Here is an 18854-nt window from a genome sequence, read left to right as displayed (position 1 = left end):
AAGGCTCGCATCATTAAAAAAACATCGACAATAGGTTATTACTGGGTACGAGACCATGAGCAATAAAAAAATCGATCGCCGCACTCAAATCTTGCAAGCACTGGCTCAAATGCTAGAAAGTAGTCCGGGGGCTCGCATCACAACCGCTGCACTTGCCAGACAAGTTGGCGTTTCAGAGGCTGCACTGTATCGCCACTTTCCAAGCAAGGCGAAGATGTTTGAAGGCTTGATCGAATTTATTGAAGAGTCTCTTTTTTCTCGTATCAATCGTATTATTCAAGAAGAAAGTGACGTAGTGTCTCGTATTGAAATGATGATGACACTGATTCTCGGCTTTGCTCAGCAAAACCCAGGCATGTGTCGATTACTCACAGCGGACGCGCTGTCTGGTGAGACAGAACGCCTAAGAGTACGTATTGCGCAACTATTTGATCGCATCGAAACTCAGCTTAAACAGATTATTCGTGAAGCAGATTTGAAACAAGGTTTGCGATCGAAAATGGGTGTCGCACCAACGGCGGATTTTTTAATGGCGGTGATCGAAGGCAAAGTACGTCATTATGTGCGCAGTGAGTTCAAAACGAAGCCAATGGAAGCTTGGAAAGAACAATGGCCCATATTGGCACAAAATTTGATGCAGAATCGCTAAGACTCAGCCGCGCTGAGCCTTAGCGTGATGCTTACTTAGATTCCGTATTGGTCTCGGTAAGCTTTGACCGCGTCCAAATGCTGGGCAAACTCTGGAGAGTCTTGCTCAGCCAAATACGTCATGATGTCGTTGAGTGACACGATGCTGATAACCGGCATACCAAAGTCTCGTTCAACCTCTTGAATGGCAGACAATTCGCCTTGGCCTCGTTCTTGACGATCCAATGCGATAAGCACACCAGCTGGCGATGCATTCGCTTGTTGGATAATGGCCATGACTTCACGGATAGCGGTTCCTGCGGTAATCACGTCATCAATAATCATGACGCGACCAGCAAGAGCTGCGCCAACGAGAGAGCCGCCTTCACCGTGAGTTTTTGCTTCTTTGCGGTTGAATACGTATGGTGTATCTAGATTATGATGATCATACAGGGCAACAGCTGTCGTCGTAGCCAAGGGAATGCCCTTGTAAGCAGGGCCAAAAAGAACATCAAATGGAACATTTGCTTCCATGAGAGAGGCGGCGTAAAAACGGCCTAACTTCGCTAATGCTTGGCCTGAACTAAATAAGCCAGCATTAAAAAAGTAAGGGCTTACGCGGCCTGATTTAAGTGTAAATTCGCCAAAGCGCAAAACGTTTTGCTCAATAGCGAATTTGATAAAGTCTCTTTGGTAAGGTTTCATACCGGCTCCAGAAAGATAAAAATTCACAACACAGCGTCACCAAGATGGTATAAAAAGCCATGCTAACTTAGGATAGGCGCTAATATAACACACGGCTAGGAATTGTAGGGACCAGAAATGAAGGTCATCAGCCTTAATGTAAACGGTATAAAACAAGCAGCCGATCGCGGCTTTTTTGAATGGATGGTTCGTCAGAACCCGGATGTTGTGTGTCTACAAGACATACAGGTCGATGAACGTAGCTTAAATGACAGCGTTTTCTTTCCACCTGAATACAACACCTATTTCTTTGATTCGATGGAAAACCCTGATCAAGCAGGGGTTGCCATCTACTGTAAGAGTATGCCAAAAGCAATTATGACTGGCATGGGCTTCCCTGAATGTGACTTTGAAGGTCGTTTCATTCAGGCGGATTTTGACAAGGTTAGTATTGGTGCTTTTTTAACACCACACGGATCGAATCACGAAGAAGCCTTACAGGAGCATAAATATCGCTTTATGGAAGGTTTTAAGAATCATTTGATTAAAACCCGTCGTAAGCGTCGCGAATTTATTTTTTGCGGCACAGCGAATGTGGCTCGCTCTCCGATTGACGTCAGCAGTTGGTTTGTTAATCAGCGTAACTCTGGTTTTTTACCAGAAGAACGCAAATGGATTAATGAAATCTTTAACGAGCTGGAATACATCGACGCGTTCCGCCAGGTAAACAAGCAAGACAAGCAATACACTTGGTGGCCAGACTACGAACGCGCTTGGAAACTGGACGAAGGTGGTCGTTTGGATTATCAAATCGCCACACCCGGTCTGAAAAACTTAATTCAAGGCGGCACCATCTACAAAGGTCAGCGTTTTTCTGACCACGCGCCACTGATTATGGAATACAACTTAGACTAAGCGTTTAAGCGACCACAAAAAAACCGCTGCATGCATTTGGCATCCAGCGGTTTTTTTAATGGCGACAGCCAACAGACAATCTAGTCTTCCATTAGTGGCTTGTGTTTTACCTTTAGCTTCAATTGATGAATGTCGCCTGGTGCAATCACATAAGCATCTGACAAAGCATTACCCGCTTCAACACAAACAAAGCGACGATAGTCCTCTTTGTCCATATCAGCTCGTTTCTTTGCCAATTTACCGCCTGGGTTCCACAAAACCGTACTGCCACTGCCTTCCGTTTGAATAATCAAGCGGCGCTGCAAATCTGGATCATGTATCTCACACTCTTCTGGTGACGACACATACACTCGATCCATATGATTACAAGGCGTCACGACACCTTGCTGCTGATATTCACGCCCCTCATCAAACTTATCAATATAGGTAACTTGATCTAAACCATGTACTTGCGCTGTTTTGTTATCCGCCACATGGAAATAAGTATGCAAGGCCTCACTTACCGGCATGGGCTGATCGGATAGATTTGCCGCGGTAAAGTTAATGCGAAAACCTTTGCTAGAGAAACGAAATACCTGACGCAACTCAAAAGCATAAGGCCACATTTCTTCAATCAATGGATGGTCTTCCGAAGCAAGACGAATGACAATTTTCACATCGCCGTTTTTAAAGCGCCCTGCTTCAATAAATTCCCAACGGAAATAACGCGCTAATCCGTGCGCAGGAAAATCTTCCTGCTCTTCATTGGCACCGAACCAAGGCCAACACACTGGCACACCAAAATGTCGACGGCCAAAACGGCCTTCACCGCCTTTATTTTCCGATTGAAACAAGAGATCAGGCTGACCAGATGGCGTAAAGCTCACCAAGTGCCCGCCCCATAGAGCAATAACGGCGCTAAAGCCTGGTTGATCTATGATGATTTCATCACATTTTTTTAAGCTTGCAGGGCGTATTTCCCCTCCCAGCTCTTCCAACTCTTTCATTAGTTGGCCATTCATTTATCACCCCAGTTGCTATTTCTTATACGCACATAGTAACCCCACAAATGACGATTACAATAGTTTGTGTTTATAGCGAAAATTCGAACATGAAAATTATGCCAAAAGGAATGAAATAACGCTTAACCTAAAATGCCTTTTAAGCTATAAAGCACGGGAAAAATAGATGGCCATCAAGGCTGCAAAAGCCATGGACTTACGTGTGGCAGGAGTGGATATTATTCGTTCCAATAAAGGCCCATTATTATTAGAAGTGAACTCGTCCCAAGGTTTACAGGGCATAGAAACCGCCACCAATGAAGACATTGCTAGCCGAATGATCATGGCGATCGAGAAGCAACGGCTGCAAAAGAAAGAATCCTAACACCCCAAGATTCGGTTTATTACCTGTGCTTAAAAATAAAAGCCACCTTAAGGTGGCTTTTATTAGGCTTTTATTAGGCTTTGGTTGTGCCACCTTGTTGAATCGCCTCAAAGGCCATCTTGTTAGTCGCCACATCCGTGACGTCATAAACCACTAAACAGACTTGATTAATCGCACCATTAGGGCCAGAGATAGGACGTATTGCGATATTTTGGTACATATAATCAGCAATACTAGTCAGTGGTCGATAACATTTAAATTTGAACAAGTGAGGTCGCTGTTCCCAAGAAATGTAAATCGGTGTTTTCAAACCAAACACATTATCCAGCTTTTGCTGTAACCAACTTTGTTCAAGGTCAGAAAACACTGTAAATAAAGATTGTTGCTTAGCAATAGAAGAACTCACACCACTGTGATTCTCCATAAAGCTATTCCACAACTGTATTTTGTATTGTCGATCCAGTACCACCAGCCCCACGTCAATGTGGTGCAATAGATCAAACATCCAATGAAAATCGGCTAAGCCGTCAGACTGCATACTCATTCGTCCTCCGCCAGAAATGACAACAAGTGCTCTAATGTCGGTACAGAATCTTCTGTGAACAATAACATCAAATCACAATTGATCTGGTAGTTCTCCACTTCATAAACAATCTCGACCGCTAAGGTACGCTTCCACGACGCTTTTTTCACATTAATTAAATCCGCAATTCTGACATGTTGACCAAGCAAGGTTGGATGGCCATGGCTAAAATCAATGTTCAATTGCTTACCGACGGCGTCCATAAAAGGGCCAACGAGTACGGAAGATACATCCATTAAAAGTTCGGTTTCATGTTCACGAGAAATCGCATCCGTCATTCCCAGCAGGGTGGCCATGTCAGGAAAACTGGAGTCGTTAAAAATCAACAAAGCTTCAAACGCAATGCCAGAGCCCACAAAGCCTTGTGATACGGCGGAACAACTGTCCTCTTTCACACTGTATTCTAGTGCCATTTGCAGTTCACCCACCTCCAGAATGCTAACTCTAGGTACGGGCAACTTGATAAACACATTGAGCATTTCTGCTAGCACGCTAGCGGCACGTCCCATGGCAATATTAGAGACCTCTTGTAATGTCTCTTGCAGGGTGAAGCTTTCCGCCGCGGTCACCACCTCATTCGGCGTCTCACTCGCTTGAGCATTTGGCGAGAATAACTCTAGCTCCAACAATAATGTTCGTATGTCTTCTGCGGTAGCGGGCTTTTTATGGAACGCAGCGGCACCCATGGCCTTCACTCGCTCAATGGCTTTAGGTTGGACGTCACCTGACACCACAATCACAACAGGTGCGCTAGCGACGCCTTGAAGCGCTTCCAGAGTTTCATAGCCGTCTTTTACCGGCATATTCAGATCTAAGAATAAGACATCAAACCCATTGGCAGCTATTTGCTCCAACGCGTCCTGACCATTCTCAGCAAATTCAATTTCGACCTTCCAGTCATTTGGCAAAGCCTTTGCCAGCTGCTTCCTTGCAATTTTTGAATCATCACATATTAGTACCTTTGTACTCATGACCGTTCTCTTGTTATCTAGTATCTCTACTATGGCAGCTAAGATGATGTTTGGAAAAACACAAAAGTGTTACGTCTCGTAATTTTTTTTATCCCATCCCAATCAAGCTGTATTTTATTCTTTGCTAATACTCATTAGCTTCTCACTAAAAAGTAGCACAAGTTCTTAAAAGTCGCTTTTATACGAGCGACAACAAGGCCTTAGTCACCAGCCTCTCATCGTATTTTTCAGGTTTGTGAGTGATTAGAGGCGTTTTAATCACGGCCACATTGAGTCGAGCGAGTTTATCATAATTCAATTCGCCATAATCGTAGCGATCATCAAGTAATACGTAATCCAATGCAGAATAGTTTGCATGTTCTGGCACATCTTTTATGATCGCTGCGATGAGACGCTCAACTCGCTCCGTAAGTGGCAAGCCTAACTGCTCCGGGTCCACTCCTAAATTCGGAACGTAAACCTTTGGATTCGGGTTTTGACAGATGGCTTGCCCAACGCCCTGTGGCGCTAAATTAGCCAATAAGCTGCTGTAGAAGCTGCCTGGTGGGTAACAAATCAAATCCGCCGTTTCGATGGCATCTTTCCGATCATCGGCAATCTGACAGTTGGTTGGTTGTGGTCGTTTTAATCCCTTATTCAACCACATGCGTTTAATCGGACTGGCAAGCGCCGACGTTTCTTTGCCCGTTATATTGTGCTGACCTAACACCACATCGCCATTTTCCAACTCAACGCCCAGATGCAAATCAGCATCCAGAGTGGTTTTTACTTCCCCAAGCGCCTTGATAAGACGAGAAAATAAAAACACGATGGGATCAAGTTGATGCTGATTGTTTAAGAAGCCTCCTGCCATAATCAGGTTGCCAATGCTTGCTCCGCGTAAATCAAACTGTTCATCGATTTCAGCTTGAGTCACGGCCAATTGGGTTTGAATCAAAGCCTTCATTGGATTTGGTATATTTACGATTAGCTCATGCTCGCCTTTCACCAAGGCATCCAATTGCGCATTGAGCTCGCTCATGGAATCCGCATGATTTAAACGATGGGTGAACAACGCATACACTTCTGGTTGCCCCAAAACCGTTTCATCCGCTAACGCCATTAGGCGACTTCGCAAATCACCAACAGCAGGAATATCAAACGCCGCTCGCAACCTCGCTGAACTGCCACCGGAATCAAAAGGAGTCACCAAATGTATAGAGTGATGGGTATATTCTTTAAAAACTCGACTAATTTTATTCAGTGCTGAACCACCGCTAAAAAACAACACTTTTGGCCCTTGCTCAGGCAAACTTTGATAACGATGCACACGAACAAGATCTGGCATCACCATGCGTCGCCAGATACGTAAAGCATCCGCCATATTAACCACTCCGTCTATTGACTCTTGACCCTACCGAAAACGAAAAAGCGTTTTGAAATATATTCTCTTAACTGACAATGTTAAGATAAAACGCATTCTAACCATAACATGTTTTACAGACAGGAAAGATCATGGAAAAAAAACCAACTGGTTCTTCTCTTAGCAAAGCTCTTACTATGCTGAATCATGTGTGTACTTCTCCAGTACCGTTACGCTTTGCCGAACTGGTTGAACTGTCTGAATTACCTAAGGCCACTGCCCATCGACAACTTAATACCTTGCTGGAGCATGGCTTAGTACGCTTTGATGATCATAAACAAGCCTATTATCCAGGCTATGGATTATTGGCTTTAGCTCATCGCACCTGGGCCAACTTAGATATCCGCGATGTGGCCGCCTCACCAATGCGTGATTTATGGTCTAGCACTCAAGAAACCATTCACTTGGCGGTTCTTGATGGCGCTGACGTCATCTACATTGATAAATTAGAAAGCCCTAAAAGCCTTAGGTTATATTCCGCTGTCGGCAAAAAAGGCCCTGTTTATTGTACAGGTGTCGGCAAAGCCATGTTGGCGTTTTTACCCACACACATACAACAACAGATCATTAGTGAACAAGCCTTTATCCGCCATACTGAGCACACACTCACCACACCAGAAGCGCTGCAAGACAATTTACAACAAATAAAAGACACGGGTATTTCACTCGACCTTGAAGAGCACGAAATCGGCATCAAGTGTGCTGCGGCTCCTATTTTTAACGCACGTCACGAAGCCGTGGCAGCGATCAGTGTTACCGCACCAGCGTTTCGAACTCATGATGATATTTATGAAGAAATGAAAAAAGCGGTGAAATTAGCCGCCGAAGTAATTTCAAAGCATCTCGGAAATTGCGATCATGGATAATCGATCAAATTGCACGAGATGCCAAAACGACCTGAGCAAGTTCGGCAAAACCAAGTCCACCAGGTTGGCTAGTTTGAAACTTTGGATGATGCTGCATTTGCGCTAAATGATGCGCTATATTCGCCACGCCAACACTGAGAGGAAAGCGCGCAAACATACTTTCATCATTCGGCGCATCACCTACATACAACACCTGCTCACGCTGCTGTTGCTCGCTCAATTGATATACCTGACTTAGTACACGTTGAGCCATCGAAAACTTGTCATAGCCATCGGAACAAACGTTGATGTGAATCGAGCTGGCACGAGCATTCAGTCCTAACGCTAATAGCGCCTCCAAACAAGCCTCCTTGGAAGCAATGGCTGGTGGGTTCACATCTTGTGCGTAATCAATCGCCACATCCGTCAAACGATAGGCCTGATCGCGCGCAAGCTTTAAATCTGGAAACTGACTCAGCACACGCTCCACCTGTACTAAAATATCTTGCTGCTCGGCGCGCATTACGGACTCTTCTCGCCAAAAATCATAAGTCAGATGCTGTCGTTCATCACGACCAATGAAGCACGCACCGCCTTCCGTTATGACGCCTTCGACAGGCAAGGCCCTAGCAATCATATCCGACCAACCAGCACAGCCACCGGTCACTGGAATCACTTTAATGCCTTGAGTTGCTAGTTCAGCTAAAGATTGTAACGTTTCTACTGGCAACTGCCCTTGCCAAGTTAAGGTGTCGTCAAAGTCCGTTAGAATAAATCGTAAACGCTGACAATCCTGCATTGCCAATTCAGAAAGAGAATAAATAGACATAGTCACCTTATGAACAAAGTTGTATTTGAACGCCATGCAAGGTGAGTAGCTGCCGTTGCTTTTCAGATAATTTATCGGTGAAAATTTGATCGACCGCCGAAAAATTATGCACCCTCGCCATGGCCTTTCGCCCCCATTTATGCTGATCTGCCACCAGCAAACTGTGCCGACTCTGATCCACTAAAACACGACTAACGGCGGCTTCTTCAGGATCAAAATCCAACACGCCCTGTGCTTCATCTAATCCACCACAACCCAACACACCATAATCAAAATAATATTGTCTTAGACCTGTTAAAGTTTCCTCACCGACCAAGTCATAATGACGATGCCTCAGTTTCCCTGCTAACACTCGCACACGGATATGAGAGTAGTTACCAAAGATACTGGCCACAGTGAGATTGTTGGTGAATACCTGCAGATGCTGATGAGAAACCAAGGCTTTCGCCACATACTCAACCGTTGTCCCTATGCCTAAAAAGACCGATGCACCGTCAGGAATAATCTCAGCGACTCGAGCTGCAATCGTGGCTTTTGATTCACCGTTTAATAACTGACGATGATCAAAAGGCAAGTTCTCGGTACTTGATAGTGGCGCCACACCACCGTGAGTACGGCGCACTAAATGGCGCTCCGCCAATAAATTGATGTCTTTACGAATGGTTTGGGAAGACACATTAAAGCGTGCCACCATGTCCTCCACTAACAAAGCGTCTTCCTGTTGAACCCAATTTAAAATTTGATTCTGTCGGTCACTTAATGCCACATCAAAGCCTTTCATCTTCGACTAAAAACGCAAACTGAGTAGGGTCATCGGTAATCACCGCATCCATCCCCCACTCCCAATGAGACGTCACTGTCTCAGGGTCATTGGGTGTATAACAAAGCAACTTATAGCCTGCCGCTTTCACGGCTTGTGCTTGTGCCTGAGTTAAACAGCTATAGTCACAATTCAAACTGTAGGCTTCAATGCTCTGCAATTGTGCCAGCCAATCCTCGGGGATCGCTTCGTACAATTGTGCCAAATGTCGCCCATCGGCAATCTCATAGCACAGTTGCAATGCCTGATGATTAAAGCTTGAGATAATCAATTTATTATTGTCCTGCCAATGATCGCGCAATACCGCCATCACCGCTGGCACAATATTCTCCACATCCTTTTCGGCGTGTTTGATTTCTAAATTAAGACCCAACCCCAACGATTGAATGCATTCCAAAGCTTCTAATAAAGTGGGCACTTTTTCATTGATAAACGCCGCTGAAAAATACCCACCCGCATCCAGTTTTGAAACGTCTGCTGGCAGCAATAAACGAGTGTTACCTGTGCCATTTGTGCAACGCTCTAGAGTGTCATCATGAAAGATAACCAAACCACCCTCAGCGATCAGATACACATCAATTTCAACCCAAGTCGCCCCGGCTTCAGCCGCAGCCTTAATGGATGATAAAGTATTCTCCGGTGCCAATAAGGCCGCACCACGATGTCCCATCACCTTCGTATCTAAAACGGTTTCCACTGTCATACTCACTTACAAGCGTTGTTGCGTTACAGCATCAAAAACATGCCAATGATCCAAAGGCGCTTTTAGCCACAGTAACGAGTTGATTTCTGGCCAATGAGGACCGGCTAACCGGACGACCATTGGCTCTTGCTTAACGCCTAGATCCACCGTGCCGTGTATTAAGGTTTCAGCGCCTAACGATTCTACCGCTTGAATGCGCAAAGCGAAATCGGCATTTGCTTCATCGACAACTTCTAGGTGCTCAGGGCGGATTCCCCAAATAATGCTTCCTCTATGATCGTGAACCAAAGGTAAAGACAACCGATCCGATAAACAGATGCCTTGTTCATCTAAATTCGCTGGCAACAAATTCATCGAAGGTGAGCCAATAAACGCCGCCACAAATGGCGTAGCAGGCTTATTATACAACGCCATCGGCGAACCTATTTGCTCCGCCTTACCTTTGTTTAGCACCACCAAACGATCCGCTAAGGTCATGGCTTCAACTTGATCATGTGTCACGTACAAAGTCGTCGTACCTAACTTTCTTTGTAACTGGCGAATTTCGACTCGCATCTGTACTCGCAATTTGGCGTCTAGGTTCGATAACGGTTCATCAAACAAAAACACCTTGGGATCTCGCACCATGGCACGTCCCATAGCAACGCGCTGACGTTGACCACCAGATAGCTGCTTAGGTTTTCGCTCCAACAACTCTTCCAGCCCCAGCATGTTCGCCACAGAGGTGACTTTTTCAGCAATGACTTCTTTACTTTCACCTCGATTCTTCAAGCCATAAGCCATATTGGCATACACCGTCATATGAGGGTAAAGCGCGTAATTTTGGAACACCATGGCAATGTCACGATCTGCGGGTTCTTTATCATTAACCTTCGCCCCTTTGATCATCAGATCACCTTGCGAAATGGTCTCAAGACCTGCCACCATTCGCAGTAACGTTGACTTACCACAACCTGACGGACCAACCAGAACAATGAACTCACCTTCTTCTATCGTCAGATCGATACTTGGAATCGCGTGATACCCATTGGGGTAGGTTTTACCAATATTGTTTAATACTACATCTGACATTTTCTTATTTCTCCGCGTCCACTAAGCCTTTCACAAACAATTTCTGCATACCAATCACCACGGCGACTGGCGGAATCATGGCGAGCAGCGTAGTGACCATGACATGGTTCCATTCAATATCCCCCTGATCCACGGCCAGCATACGTTTAATACTCATTACCAAGGTATAATAAGCATCGTCTGTGGTGATGATCACAGGCCATAAATATTGATTCCAACCGTAAATAAACATAATGACAAACAAGGCAGCGATGTTGGTACGAGACATCGGCAACAAGATATCGAAAAAGAATCGAATCGGGCCCGCACCATCAATTCGCGCCGCCTCAATCAACTCTCCCGGCATGGTCATAAAGCATTGTCGGAATAAAAAAGTTGCCGTCGCACTGGCAATCAAGGGCAAAATTAACCCTGAATAACTGTTCAACATATCGAGATTCGCCACCACTTCATAAGTCGGCACTATACGCACCTCGACAGGGAGCATCAGGGTAATAAAGATCACCCAAAAACACGCACCACGGAAGGGAAAACGAAAGAACACAATGGCATAAGCCGACAATAATGAAATAAACAACTTACCGACGGTAATACCAAGCGCCATGATGAAAGAGTTCAGCATCATGTACCAAACAGGCACATCCACACCGGAGCTGGCTTCTCCTAAAAACACAGATCGCCAATTTTCTAGCGCTTGATCACCAAACCACAACGGAATTTCACCGGCACCAAAAGCGGAACTGGGGTGAGTCGATGCCACCAAGGCGACCCAAACAGGCAAGGCGACGACACCAATCCCGAGCAACAATGAAAAATGACTGACGAAGGTAAGCCAAGGACGATTTTCTATCATTAGTATTCCACCTTACGTTCAATGTAACGGAATTGAATCACCGTCATCACGCCAACCAAAAACATTAACACCACTGACTGAGCCGCTGAACTGCCCATGTCTAAACCGATAAAACCATCATTAAAGACTTTGTACACCATGGTGGCCGTACTGACGCCTGGACCACCTTGAGTGGTCGCATCGATTACTCCGAAGGTATCGAAAAAGGCATACACTAAATTGATTACCAACAAAAAGAAGGTCGTCGGCGACAACAGAGGAAACACTATGGTCCAGAAACGTTTAAACGGACTAGCGCCATCAATCGATGCCGCCTCAATAAGAGAACGAGGTACCGCTTGTAAACCCGCTAAAAAGAACAAAAAGTTGTAACTGATTTGCTTCCAAGTCGCTGAAATAACCACTAAGGTCATCGCCTGATCGCCATTCAAAAAATGGTTCCAGTCGACACCAAAATACTGCAACCACAACGCAATTGGCCCCATACTGGGATCGAATAACAGCCACCAAAGCACACCTGCCAAAGCGGGCGCGACCGCATAGGGCCAAACCAGTAATGTTTGATACGTTAATTTTCCGCGAATCACTCGGTCTGCCATGACGGCTAGCCAAAGCGCGATAGCCAGGCCTGAAAAGGCAACAGAAAAACTAAACACTAAAGTGACCCAAATAGACTTGTAGTACTGTGGATCATTAAACAGGTAAACAAAGTTATCAAAGCCAACAAACTCTCGGCTCAAGCCAAAGGCGTCTTCTTGATAAAAAGCTTGTTCAAACGCTTGCTCTGCTGGCCACAAAAAAAAGATAAGAGTGATAACAAGCTGAGGTAAAACCAACAAATAAGGTAATTTTTTATGAGGAAAATACACAGACATTAATACCGCGCCTTGCCATAAGTTCAAATACAAAACCCTCACTCATCATGAGCGAGGGTTACACCGTAACTAACTAGCGTTCATTACTTATTGGCTCTTTCAAACTTACGCAGCAACACATTACCGCGCTTAACCGCTTCGTCTAGTGCTGCCTGTGCGGATTTTTGTCCCGCCCAAACACCTTCTAACTCTTCATTAATGATGTCACGAATTTGTACAAAGTTGCCCAAACGTAAACCTTTAGAGTTTGCCGTTGGTGTACCCGACGTCATCTGCAACACACCTGTCTCTGTACCAACATTTTGGGCATAGAAGCCTTGCCCTTTGGTTAGATCATAGGCGGCACGAGTAATTGGCAAGTAGCCCGAGAATTGGTGCCAATCGGCTTGTACTTCGGCACGAGACAAGAAGCTTAGGAAAGACGCAACGCCTTTGTATTCTTCTTTTTTATGGCCTTGCAATACCCAAAGAGACGCGCCACCAATGATGGTATTCTTCGGCTCAGAGATAGCACTGCCTTGATAAGGAAGCTGTGACACACCAAAATCAAACTTGGCATTTTTCTTAATGCCAGCGTAGCCTGCTGAAGAGTTCATGAACATCGCACATTCTTGGCTGTAGAATTTTGGTGCCGAATCACTGCGACGACCACCATAACTAAAGATACCGTTTTGCTGCCACTCACTCATTTTTTCAATATGAGCCACTTGCAATGGACCATTGAATGTCAATTTCGTGTCTAAACCACCAAAACCATTTGCTTCACTGGCAAAAGGTATATTTTGACGAGCACTGAAATTCTCTAATTGAACCCATGATTGCCACGCGGTAGTGAAGCCACATTTAACGCCATTATCCAATAGCTTCTGAGAAACACTTTCCATTTCTTCCCAAGTCGTTGGTGGGGTTTTAATACCAGCCTTAGCAAATAGGTCTTTGTTATAGTACAGAACTGGCGTTGAACTATTAAACGGCATAGACAACATGTTGCCTTCTTGATCAGAGTAGTAACCCGTAACAGCGCTTAGAAAACCACGTTGATCAAATGACTGGCCAGACTCACGCATTAATTCATAAACAGGGTAAATTGCCCCTTTTGCCGACATCATACTGGCTGTACCGACTTCGAATACTTGCACTATGTGTGGTTGTTTTTTGGCACGGAAAGCCGCAATAGCGGACGTCATGGTTTCCGTATAATTTCCTTTGTAAACAGGCTTAACGGTATAGGCATCCTGAGAGTCATTAAATGCCTTAGCGATCTCATTTACTTTTTCGCCATTCGCACCACCCATTGCATGCCACCATTCAATATCGGTTGCCGCAAAGCCGGAGCTTGCAATAGAAAATCCAATCACCGCTGACGCCAATTTCAATTTATACATTTCCGTGTTCCTCACAATGAGTTGTTTTTAGAAAAGAAAGAACGACTATAGAAACTAAATATTTCAATTTGATGATAGATAAGTTTCATTTGAAACACAAATGCACTCAAATGAAATTATAGATGAAGATTTTATTCATAAAACGGAGAATAAACAGGCGTTTACACGTCATTCATTATTGATTTGAAAGGTGAAAATAAGGAAGAGATAAGAGATTAAAAAGAGTGAATGATCAGATTATTTTAAAATTTCGTGCTTTAAAGCCAAAGACAGACGGTCAAATTCTGTATTCAGAGCCAACAGCACCATGCTTAATTGCGACGCAGATTCGTTGTCGATAATACGCTGTAAATCAGTGAGTTTTTCGCAAAATTGATAACCAGACACCTCTAAACCGGCCCCTCTCAAACGATTGGTCACCAAGCCTAAATTAGGCCAATCTCGGGCCATGGCATAGGTCTCTAGCAACGCTAATAGACTCGTCGCTTCTTTCAGAAACTCCGCCGCCACGAGTGTCATCAGCTCTTCATTACGAGCAAGACGACTTTCAAAGTCTGAACTATCAAATATGATTACATCCAACATAGTCTTACTACCTAGTCTATTGATTTAAGCCATTTCGTTAGAGCTTCCACTAACTTATTCTGGGATACGGGCTTAGCAATATGGTCATCCATACCGGCAGCAAAGCACTCATCCTGATCCCCCTTCATGGCATTAGCACTTAATGCAATAATAGGGACATTCGCAGCGGTTTCAGCATCTTTAAACTGCCGAATATGACGCGTCGCCTCATAGCCATCCATCACCGGCATTTGACAATCCATCAATACCAAATCAAACGCTGTTTGTTTGGCTAGACTTACCGCACGCTCACCATTCTCAGCAATCACAACCTCAACGCCATACAGGTTTAATAACCCCCGTGCGACGATCTGATTCGTCAAATTATCTTCTGCTAACAACACTTTAACATTAAAAACAGGGCGATTATCTGGCGCTGCGTTATTGCTACTGATCGCCATAATTTCTCCTAAGACGGGTGGCTTCAAACTTTCTAAAACATCTAATAATGGCTTGCTAAATATAGGCTTCATCACAGACATTGTCGTCATTTTATCACTAAAGTTAAACGCAGAGCGAGATGACAATAAAACTTGCTGAACTTGCTTTTCTAGACACACTTTCTGCAACTTAGAAACCTCATCAGATGACGCATTTTTCAAAGCATCAGAATCTAATAAAAGCAGTCTTTCAAGCTCCTTGTCACTGGCTAAAGCCTCACTTAAATCAGCAAAAGCCGTCACCTTACAATCTAACGAATCAAGCAAACTGGCCACATAAGAACGCCCTGTATCATTTTCATAAATGAGCGTCACACTGACTTCGTAGCTCACCGTCTGTGGCGTCTCGATTGCATTCACTTGGATTGGGATTTGCACATAAAAACTCGACCCAACTCCTTGCTGTGACTCGAAACGAATCGTTCCTCCCAACGCAGTGACAATCTCCTTACTGATGGCCAAACCTAACCCTGTACCACCAAAACGTCGCGTGGTAGAACCATCCGCCTGTTTAAAACGCTGAAATAATTGTGATTGTGCTTCCTTAGCAATCCCAATTCCAGTGTCTTCAACCTGGCAGGATAAAACATGACAATCGTCTGCTTGACGGTCAATTGTTAACGTTAAATTCACCTCGCCAACCTGAGTGAATTTGACCGCATTCCCCACCAAATTCATGATGACCTGTTTCAGCCTGACACGATCCCCTAACAAGATTAAATTAGGTACCAAGCTCGCAGGTACATTTAATACGATGCCTTTGTCTTGCGCTTTGAGGCTGGCAATATTGGCCACTTCTTCTACTAAAGCATTTAATGAAAATAACGTTCTTTCAATTTCCATAGCCCCAGCTTCAATTTTAGAAAGGTCTAAAATATCATTTATAATATCCAATAGAGACTCAGCACTTTGTTTTGACAGCGTCGCCAATTGAATTTGATCCGCCTGCAATTTACCGTTTAACAACAAGGTCAAACTGCCGATCACGCCATTCAGTGGCGTACGAATTTCATGACTCATATTCGCTAAGAACTCACTCTTAGCGCGGTTTGCTTGTTCTGCTTCATCTTTGGCTTTGCTCTGCTTCAATTCGGACAATTTGAGATTATCATTCGCCAATTGCAGATCTTTAGTACGCCGCCAGACTTTATGTTCAACATCGGCAGCATGACTGCTTACAATCAATAAGAACCAACCAAATAAGCCCGCCACAAATAGACTAAAAGCTAAGACTAACTGGACAATCCAAGGCTGTTTAAAAAAGTAATCTTGACTCACTTGATAGAGTTGCCAAGTTTTCGCACCAACACGAATATCAACTTTTACAGCGTGTTGAAAGTCATTTTTTTCATAAGCTAGTAACAAATCAGAAACGGTTAAACTTGCCTCACTATTTTTCGCCACTAACACCGATGAACCACTGTGACCAAACTCGTCCACTAGATACAAATCCGTGTTCGGTAAACGACCTTTTTGAACAATGGCGTCCGTTAATGTCGACAGAGAAATGACAGACGTAGCCACGCCTAAAAAGGCCTCCGTGTGCTGATCAAAAAAAGGTAAAAACAACAAAACCCCTTTCGTCTCCTGTACAAGGCGTAAAGGAGACGTTGGATAAACTTGTTTGTTTTGAATCGCTTGATCCAAAGCAAACTGTCTGTCTGCTTGAGAGTAGACATCATAACCAAGCGCGGCAGCGTTACGCTCAAGTGGCGAAATAAAGGTCACTACAATGTGGCTCTCTCTAGGAATAACCGGGACTAAACGCCCAGCTGGGGACCTTTCTTTCACCCGAAACTCTCGATCCTGATAAAAGCGTTGAATACGCCTTTCAAAGTTCAAAATATTGTCACCAGCCACGGCAAAGTTCAACGAAACCCCAACAATTGAGTCATCTCTTTGCATTACTCGATCAGAAAAAAAGGCAAACTCCTCCGCATTAATTTCTTCGCTACTATCAATAAAAGCCACAAAACTGTAGAGCATATCCACGGCATTTTTAATACGATTTGAAATAGAAACTTCTAACCGTTCTGCGTTGGATTGAAATTCCTTAACTTGCCGATTCCATTCCGCATAACTTCCTCCCCAAGACAAAATAGCGATCATCAACAACACCACAATCAGACCACTCATTAACCGCATTGGACGATCAAAATATTCACCAAACAAAGACGGTAAAAATACCGCCAACCACGGTACGATAAAAATCACACCAATCATGTCACCGGCCCACCAAACACTCCAGTTTATCCAATATTGGGAATAATCTATGGCCCCAAAAAATAATAATGATGAAACCCCTACACTTGCTCCTATCAAGGTTGACAAGACACCACCCAGAATCACAAAACGTAGTGCCTGACGACTACGATGAAACAAACGTGACACATCAACAAAGCGACGCACTAAATAACCACCAACACACGATTGCAATACCGCCCCCATGGCGATACACGCTGGTAACGCCAAAGCAAACTCTTGATGATTTAACCAAGTAATGGAAACATTAATGAACCAAGAACCAAGGAAGACGCCCAATGGAGCAAACTTTGGAAAAAACACAACCGCAATAAGTGCTAGCCCAGAGGCAGGCCAAATAATCGTGGAATAACCTGGAGAGATAGCAACCGTCAGACCAAGTGCTCCCAACACCGAATACCCCAGCGCTGTCAGCAAAATAATCTTAACGATTTGTGTCATCATAATATCCCTAGTGATCGGTCATCTAAGCATAGACAAGCTGAATCAAGGCATACGTAAGATATTAGTTATGTTATGTAATAAAGAGGCTTACAAACAGATAGAGATACACAATCTAATTAATGGGAGAAAACGTCTCATTCCCCCGACAAACATACTTACTTGGAGCCGTATTACACCTCATTCTTAAATCATTTAAATAGCATCATCAAACACCATGTCGGATAGCTTGAGTTCATCTAATGACTAGATAAGCAACTAAGATCCGAAGCAGCGTAAGCCGCTGACGACAGCCGTGACGCAAGGCTTAAACATCAAGTGGTGTGGTTGGTTGAGCACAGTGGGACTTTTTCGGATAGCTTGAGCCCATCTGACTTATGCATGTGACTAGATGAGCAAGATCCCAAGCAGCGTAAGCCGCTGACGACGGCAGTGACGCAAGGCGTCGCTGTTTGGGATCGTATTGTGTGTGAGGATTTCAGAGGTTGGGATTTAACGACGACCAACATTTACGCCAGACGAAAAAAAGCCCTGACAGGATAACCTATCAGGGCTTCTTAATTTAAAGCTTGACGACGACCTACTCTCACATGCTTTCCTTTCATCATAAGGCCCACACGACCATCGGCGATGGCGAGCGCCTGCGGCGAATAAAGAGTCTCTGCTGAGTTCGAGGTGGGATCAGGTGGTTCAACGACCTAATTAACATCAAGTCCATGTTGACGTTTCTACAGACGTAAAAAAGCCCTGACAGGATAACCTATCAGGGCTTCTTAATTTAAAGCTTGACGACGACCTACTCTCACATGGGATCCCCCACACTACCATCGGCGATGGCGCTTTTCACTGCTGAGTTCGGGATGGGATCAGGTGGTTCAACGCCTCTATGATCGTCAAGCAATTCGGTTTGCGTATCGTTCTGGTATGAGCTGTTTGCTCTGTTAACCAAAACACGCGAATACGTTGCTTGGATCTTTAACAATTCATTTTGAAATAACGTGGATCAAGGTTAAACCGGATCGTATTATGTGTCTAAAAACTACTTTGGTGTTATATGGTCAAGCCTCACGAGCAATTAGTATTGGTTAGCTCAATGCCTCACAGCACTTACACACCCAACCTATCAACGTCGTAGTCTTCAACGGCTCTTTAGGGAACT

The 18854-nt window shown here is 44.4% G+C and carries 17 protein-coding genes, 2 rRNA genes and 1 pseudogene; 4 read left to right on the top strand and 16 right to left on the bottom strand.

Annotated elements, in window-relative coordinates; translation table 11 throughout:
• The first annotated feature begins 55 nt into the window (after positions 1 to 55).
• The gene (slmA, locus tag OA79_RS06560; protein WP_063332433.1) at positions 56 to 649 is read left to right on the top strand and encodes a nucleoid occlusion factor SlmA; all 594 of its coding nucleotides are present in this window, start codon (positions 56 to 58) and stop codon (positions 647 to 649) included.
• A gap of 35 nt (positions 650 to 684) precedes the next feature.
• Here the strand turns inward: slmA and pyrE are convergent, their stop codons facing one another.
• Positions 685 to 1332, bottom strand: a complete 648-nt coding sequence (pyrE, locus tag OA79_RS06555; protein WP_063332432.1) for an orotate phosphoribosyltransferase — start codon at positions 1330 to 1332, stop codon at positions 685 to 687.
• A 117-nt stretch (positions 1333 to 1449) separates the two neighbouring features.
• Between pyrE and OA79_RS06550 the strand changes: the two genes are divergently transcribed.
• Positions 1450 to 2226: an exodeoxyribonuclease III gene (locus tag OA79_RS06550; RefSeq protein ID WP_063332431.1), complete on the top strand. Its 777-nt coding sequence runs from the start codon at positions 1450 to 1452 to the stop codon at positions 2224 to 2226.
• A gap of 80 nt (positions 2227 to 2306) precedes the next feature.
• Here the strand turns inward: OA79_RS06550 and OA79_RS06545 are convergent, their stop codons facing one another.
• Positions 2307 to 3227: a D-hexose-6-phosphate mutarotase gene (locus tag OA79_RS06545; RefSeq protein WP_063332430.1), complete on the bottom strand. Its 921-nt coding sequence runs from the start codon at positions 3225 to 3227 to the stop codon at positions 2307 to 2309.
• A 169-nt stretch (positions 3228 to 3396) separates the two neighbouring features.
• Here OA79_RS06545 and OA79_RS06540 point away from each other — a divergent pair.
• Positions 3397 to 3591, top strand: a pseudogene (locus OA79_RS06540) (30S ribosomal protein S6--L-glutamate ligase); the annotation flags it as partial.
• 73 nt (positions 3592 to 3664) lie between these two features.
• Here the strand turns inward: OA79_RS06540 and OA79_RS06535 are convergent.
• The 3 genes from OA79_RS06535 to OA79_RS06525 all read right to left on the bottom strand — a co-directional run bounded on the left by OA79_RS06535 (position 3665) and on the right by OA79_RS06525 (position 6508).
• The gene (locus OA79_RS06535; protein ID WP_063332428.1) at positions 3665 to 4135 is read right to left on the bottom strand and encodes a PAS domain-containing protein; all 471 of its coding nucleotides are present in this window, start codon (positions 4133 to 4135) and stop codon (positions 3665 to 3667) included.
• Complete coding sequence (locus OA79_RS06530; RefSeq protein ID WP_063332427.1) at positions 4132 to 5145, bottom strand: response regulator; 1014 nt, start codon at positions 5143 to 5145, stop codon at positions 4132 to 4134. The genes OA79_RS06535 and OA79_RS06530 overlap by 4 nt, the downstream gene beginning before the upstream one ends.
• A gap of 178 nt (positions 5146 to 5323) precedes the next feature.
• On the bottom strand, positions 5324 to 6508 hold the full coding sequence (locus OA79_RS06525; RefSeq protein ID WP_063332426.1) for a GAK system CofD-like protein: 1185 nt from the start codon (positions 6506 to 6508) through the stop codon (positions 5324 to 5326).
• A 131-nt stretch (positions 6509 to 6639) separates the two neighbouring features.
• Between OA79_RS06525 and OA79_RS06520 the strand changes: the two genes are divergently transcribed.
• A complete protein-coding gene (locus OA79_RS06520; protein ID WP_063332425.1) occupies positions 6640 to 7413 on the top strand; it encodes an IclR family transcriptional regulator in 774 nt (257 codons plus the stop codon).
• A gap of 4 nt (positions 7414 to 7417) precedes the next feature.
• On the opposite strand, the gene OA79_RS06515 is transcribed toward OA79_RS06520, so the two are convergent.
• The 11 genes from OA79_RS06515 to OA79_RS06465 all read right to left on the bottom strand — a co-directional run.
• Positions 7418 to 8221 (bottom strand): HAD-IIB family hydrolase, encoded by an 804-nt coding sequence (locus OA79_RS06515; RefSeq protein WP_063332424.1) that lies wholly within the window; start codon positions 8219 to 8221, stop codon positions 7418 to 7420.
• A 7-nt stretch (positions 8222 to 8228) separates the two neighbouring features.
• Complete coding sequence (locus OA79_RS06510; protein ID WP_082825409.1) at positions 8229 to 8987, bottom strand: DeoR/GlpR family DNA-binding transcription regulator; 759 nt, start codon at positions 8985 to 8987, stop codon at positions 8229 to 8231.
• Between the two features lies 1 nt (position 8988).
• Positions 8989 to 9744 carry a glycerophosphoryl diester phosphodiesterase gene (locus OA79_RS06505; protein WP_063332422.1) on the bottom strand — a complete coding sequence of 252 codons (756 nt, stop codon included), beginning with the start codon at positions 9742 to 9744 and terminating at the stop codon, positions 8989 to 8991.
• A 6-nt stretch (positions 9745 to 9750) separates the two neighbouring features.
• Positions 9751 to 10815, bottom strand: a complete 1065-nt coding sequence (gene ugpC, locus OA79_RS06500; RefSeq protein ID WP_063332421.1) for a sn-glycerol-3-phosphate ABC transporter ATP-binding protein UgpC — start codon at positions 10813 to 10815, stop codon at positions 9751 to 9753.
• Between the two features lie 4 nt (positions 10816 to 10819).
• Positions 10820 to 11668: a sn-glycerol-3-phosphate ABC transporter permease UgpE gene (gene ugpE / locus OA79_RS06495; protein ID WP_063332420.1), complete on the bottom strand. Its 849-nt coding sequence runs from the start codon at positions 11666 to 11668 to the stop codon at positions 10820 to 10822.
• The gene (gene ugpA / locus OA79_RS06490; RefSeq protein ID WP_063332419.1) at positions 11668 to 12543 is read right to left on the bottom strand and encodes a sn-glycerol-3-phosphate ABC transporter permease UgpA; all 876 of its coding nucleotides are present in this window, start codon (positions 12541 to 12543) and stop codon (positions 11668 to 11670) included. Before ugpA ends, ugpE begins: the two co-directional genes overlap by 1 nt.
• Before the next feature lie 83 nt (positions 12544 to 12626).
• Positions 12627 to 13928 (bottom strand): sn-glycerol-3-phosphate ABC transporter substrate-binding protein UgpB, encoded by a 1302-nt coding sequence (ugpB, locus tag OA79_RS06485; RefSeq protein WP_063332418.1) that lies wholly within the window; start codon positions 13926 to 13928, stop codon positions 12627 to 12629.
• 237 nt (positions 13929 to 14165) lie between these two features.
• Positions 14166 to 14513: a hypothetical protein gene (locus tag OA79_RS06480; RefSeq protein WP_063332417.1), complete on the bottom strand. Its 348-nt coding sequence runs from the start codon at positions 14511 to 14513 to the stop codon at positions 14166 to 14168.
• Between the two features lie 11 nt (positions 14514 to 14524).
• Positions 14525 to 17698, bottom strand: coding sequence for an ATP-binding protein (locus OA79_RS06475; RefSeq protein WP_063332416.1), 3174 nt, complete (start codon positions 17696 to 17698; stop codon positions 14525 to 14527).
• Between the two features lie 780 nt (positions 17699 to 18478).
• Positions 18479 to 18593 (bottom strand): 5S ribosomal RNA (gene rrf, locus OA79_RS06470).
• Between the two features lie 156 nt (positions 18594 to 18749).
• Positions 18750 to 18854: ribosomal RNA gene (locus tag OA79_RS06465) — 23S ribosomal RNA — on the bottom strand; the annotation flags it as partial.

The organism is Marinomonas sp. TW1 (assembly GCF_001625355.1).
Classification (GTDB): domain Bacteria; phylum Pseudomonadota; class Gammaproteobacteria; order Pseudomonadales; family Marinomonadaceae; genus Marinomonas.
This window is presented reverse-complemented; position numbering and strand designations above follow the sequence as displayed.

What these genes read in the sequence shown, in the direction of transcription:
- slmA (WP_063332433.1), top strand. Translation starts at nt 56, where the DNA reads ATGAGCAATAAAAAAATCGATCGCCGCACTCAAATCTTGCAAGCACTG.
- pyrE (WP_063332432.1), bottom strand. Translation starts at nt 1,332, where the DNA reads ATGAAACCTTACCAAAGAGACTTTATCAAATTCGCTATTGAGCAAAAC.
- OA79_RS06550 (WP_063332431.1), top strand. Translation starts at nt 1,450, where the DNA reads ATGAAGGTCATCAGCCTTAATGTAAACGGTATAAAACAAGCAGCCGAT.
- OA79_RS06545 (WP_063332430.1), bottom strand. Translation starts at nt 3,227, where the DNA reads ATGAATGGCCAACTAATGAAAGAGTTGGAAGAGCTGGGAGGGGAAATA.
- OA79_RS06535 (WP_063332428.1), bottom strand. Translation starts at nt 4,135, where the DNA reads ATGAGTATGCAGTCTGACGGCTTAGCCGATTTTCATTGGATGTTTGAT.
- OA79_RS06530 (WP_063332427.1), bottom strand. Translation starts at nt 5,145, where the DNA reads ATGAGTACAAAGGTACTAATATGTGATGATTCAAAAATTGCAAGGAAG.
- OA79_RS06525 (WP_063332426.1), bottom strand. Translation starts at nt 6,508, where the DNA reads ATGGCGGATGCTTTACGTATCTGGCGACGCATGGTGATGCCAGATCTT.
- OA79_RS06520 (WP_063332425.1), top strand. Translation starts at nt 6,640, where the DNA reads ATGGAAAAAAAACCAACTGGTTCTTCTCTTAGCAAAGCTCTTACTATG.
- OA79_RS06515 (WP_063332424.1), bottom strand. Translation starts at nt 8,221, where the DNA reads ATGTCTATTTATTCTCTTTCTGAATTGGCAATGCAGGATTGTCAGCGT.
- OA79_RS06505 (WP_063332422.1), bottom strand. Translation starts at nt 9,744, where the DNA reads ATGACAGTGGAAACCGTTTTAGATACGAAGGTGATGGGACATCGTGGT.
- ugpC (WP_063332421.1), bottom strand. Translation starts at nt 10,815, where the DNA reads ATGTCAGATGTAGTATTAAACAATATTGGTAAAACCTACCCCAATGGG.
- ugpE (WP_063332420.1), bottom strand. Translation starts at nt 11,668, where the DNA reads ATGATAGAAAATCGTCCTTGGCTTACCTTCGTCAGTCATTTTTCATTG.
- ugpA (WP_063332419.1), bottom strand. Translation starts at nt 12,543, where the DNA reads ATGTCTGTGTATTTTCCTCATAAAAAATTACCTTATTTGTTGGTTTTA.
- ugpB (WP_063332418.1), bottom strand. Translation starts at nt 13,928, where the DNA reads ATGTATAAATTGAAATTGGCGTCAGCGGTGATTGGATTTTCTATTGCA.
- OA79_RS06480 (WP_063332417.1), bottom strand. Translation starts at nt 14,513, where the DNA reads ATGTTGGATGTAATCATATTTGATAGTTCAGACTTTGAAAGTCGTCTT.
- OA79_RS06475 (WP_063332416.1), bottom strand. Translation starts at nt 17,698, where the DNA reads ATGATGACACAAATCGTTAAGATTATTTTGCTGACAGCGCTGGGGTAT.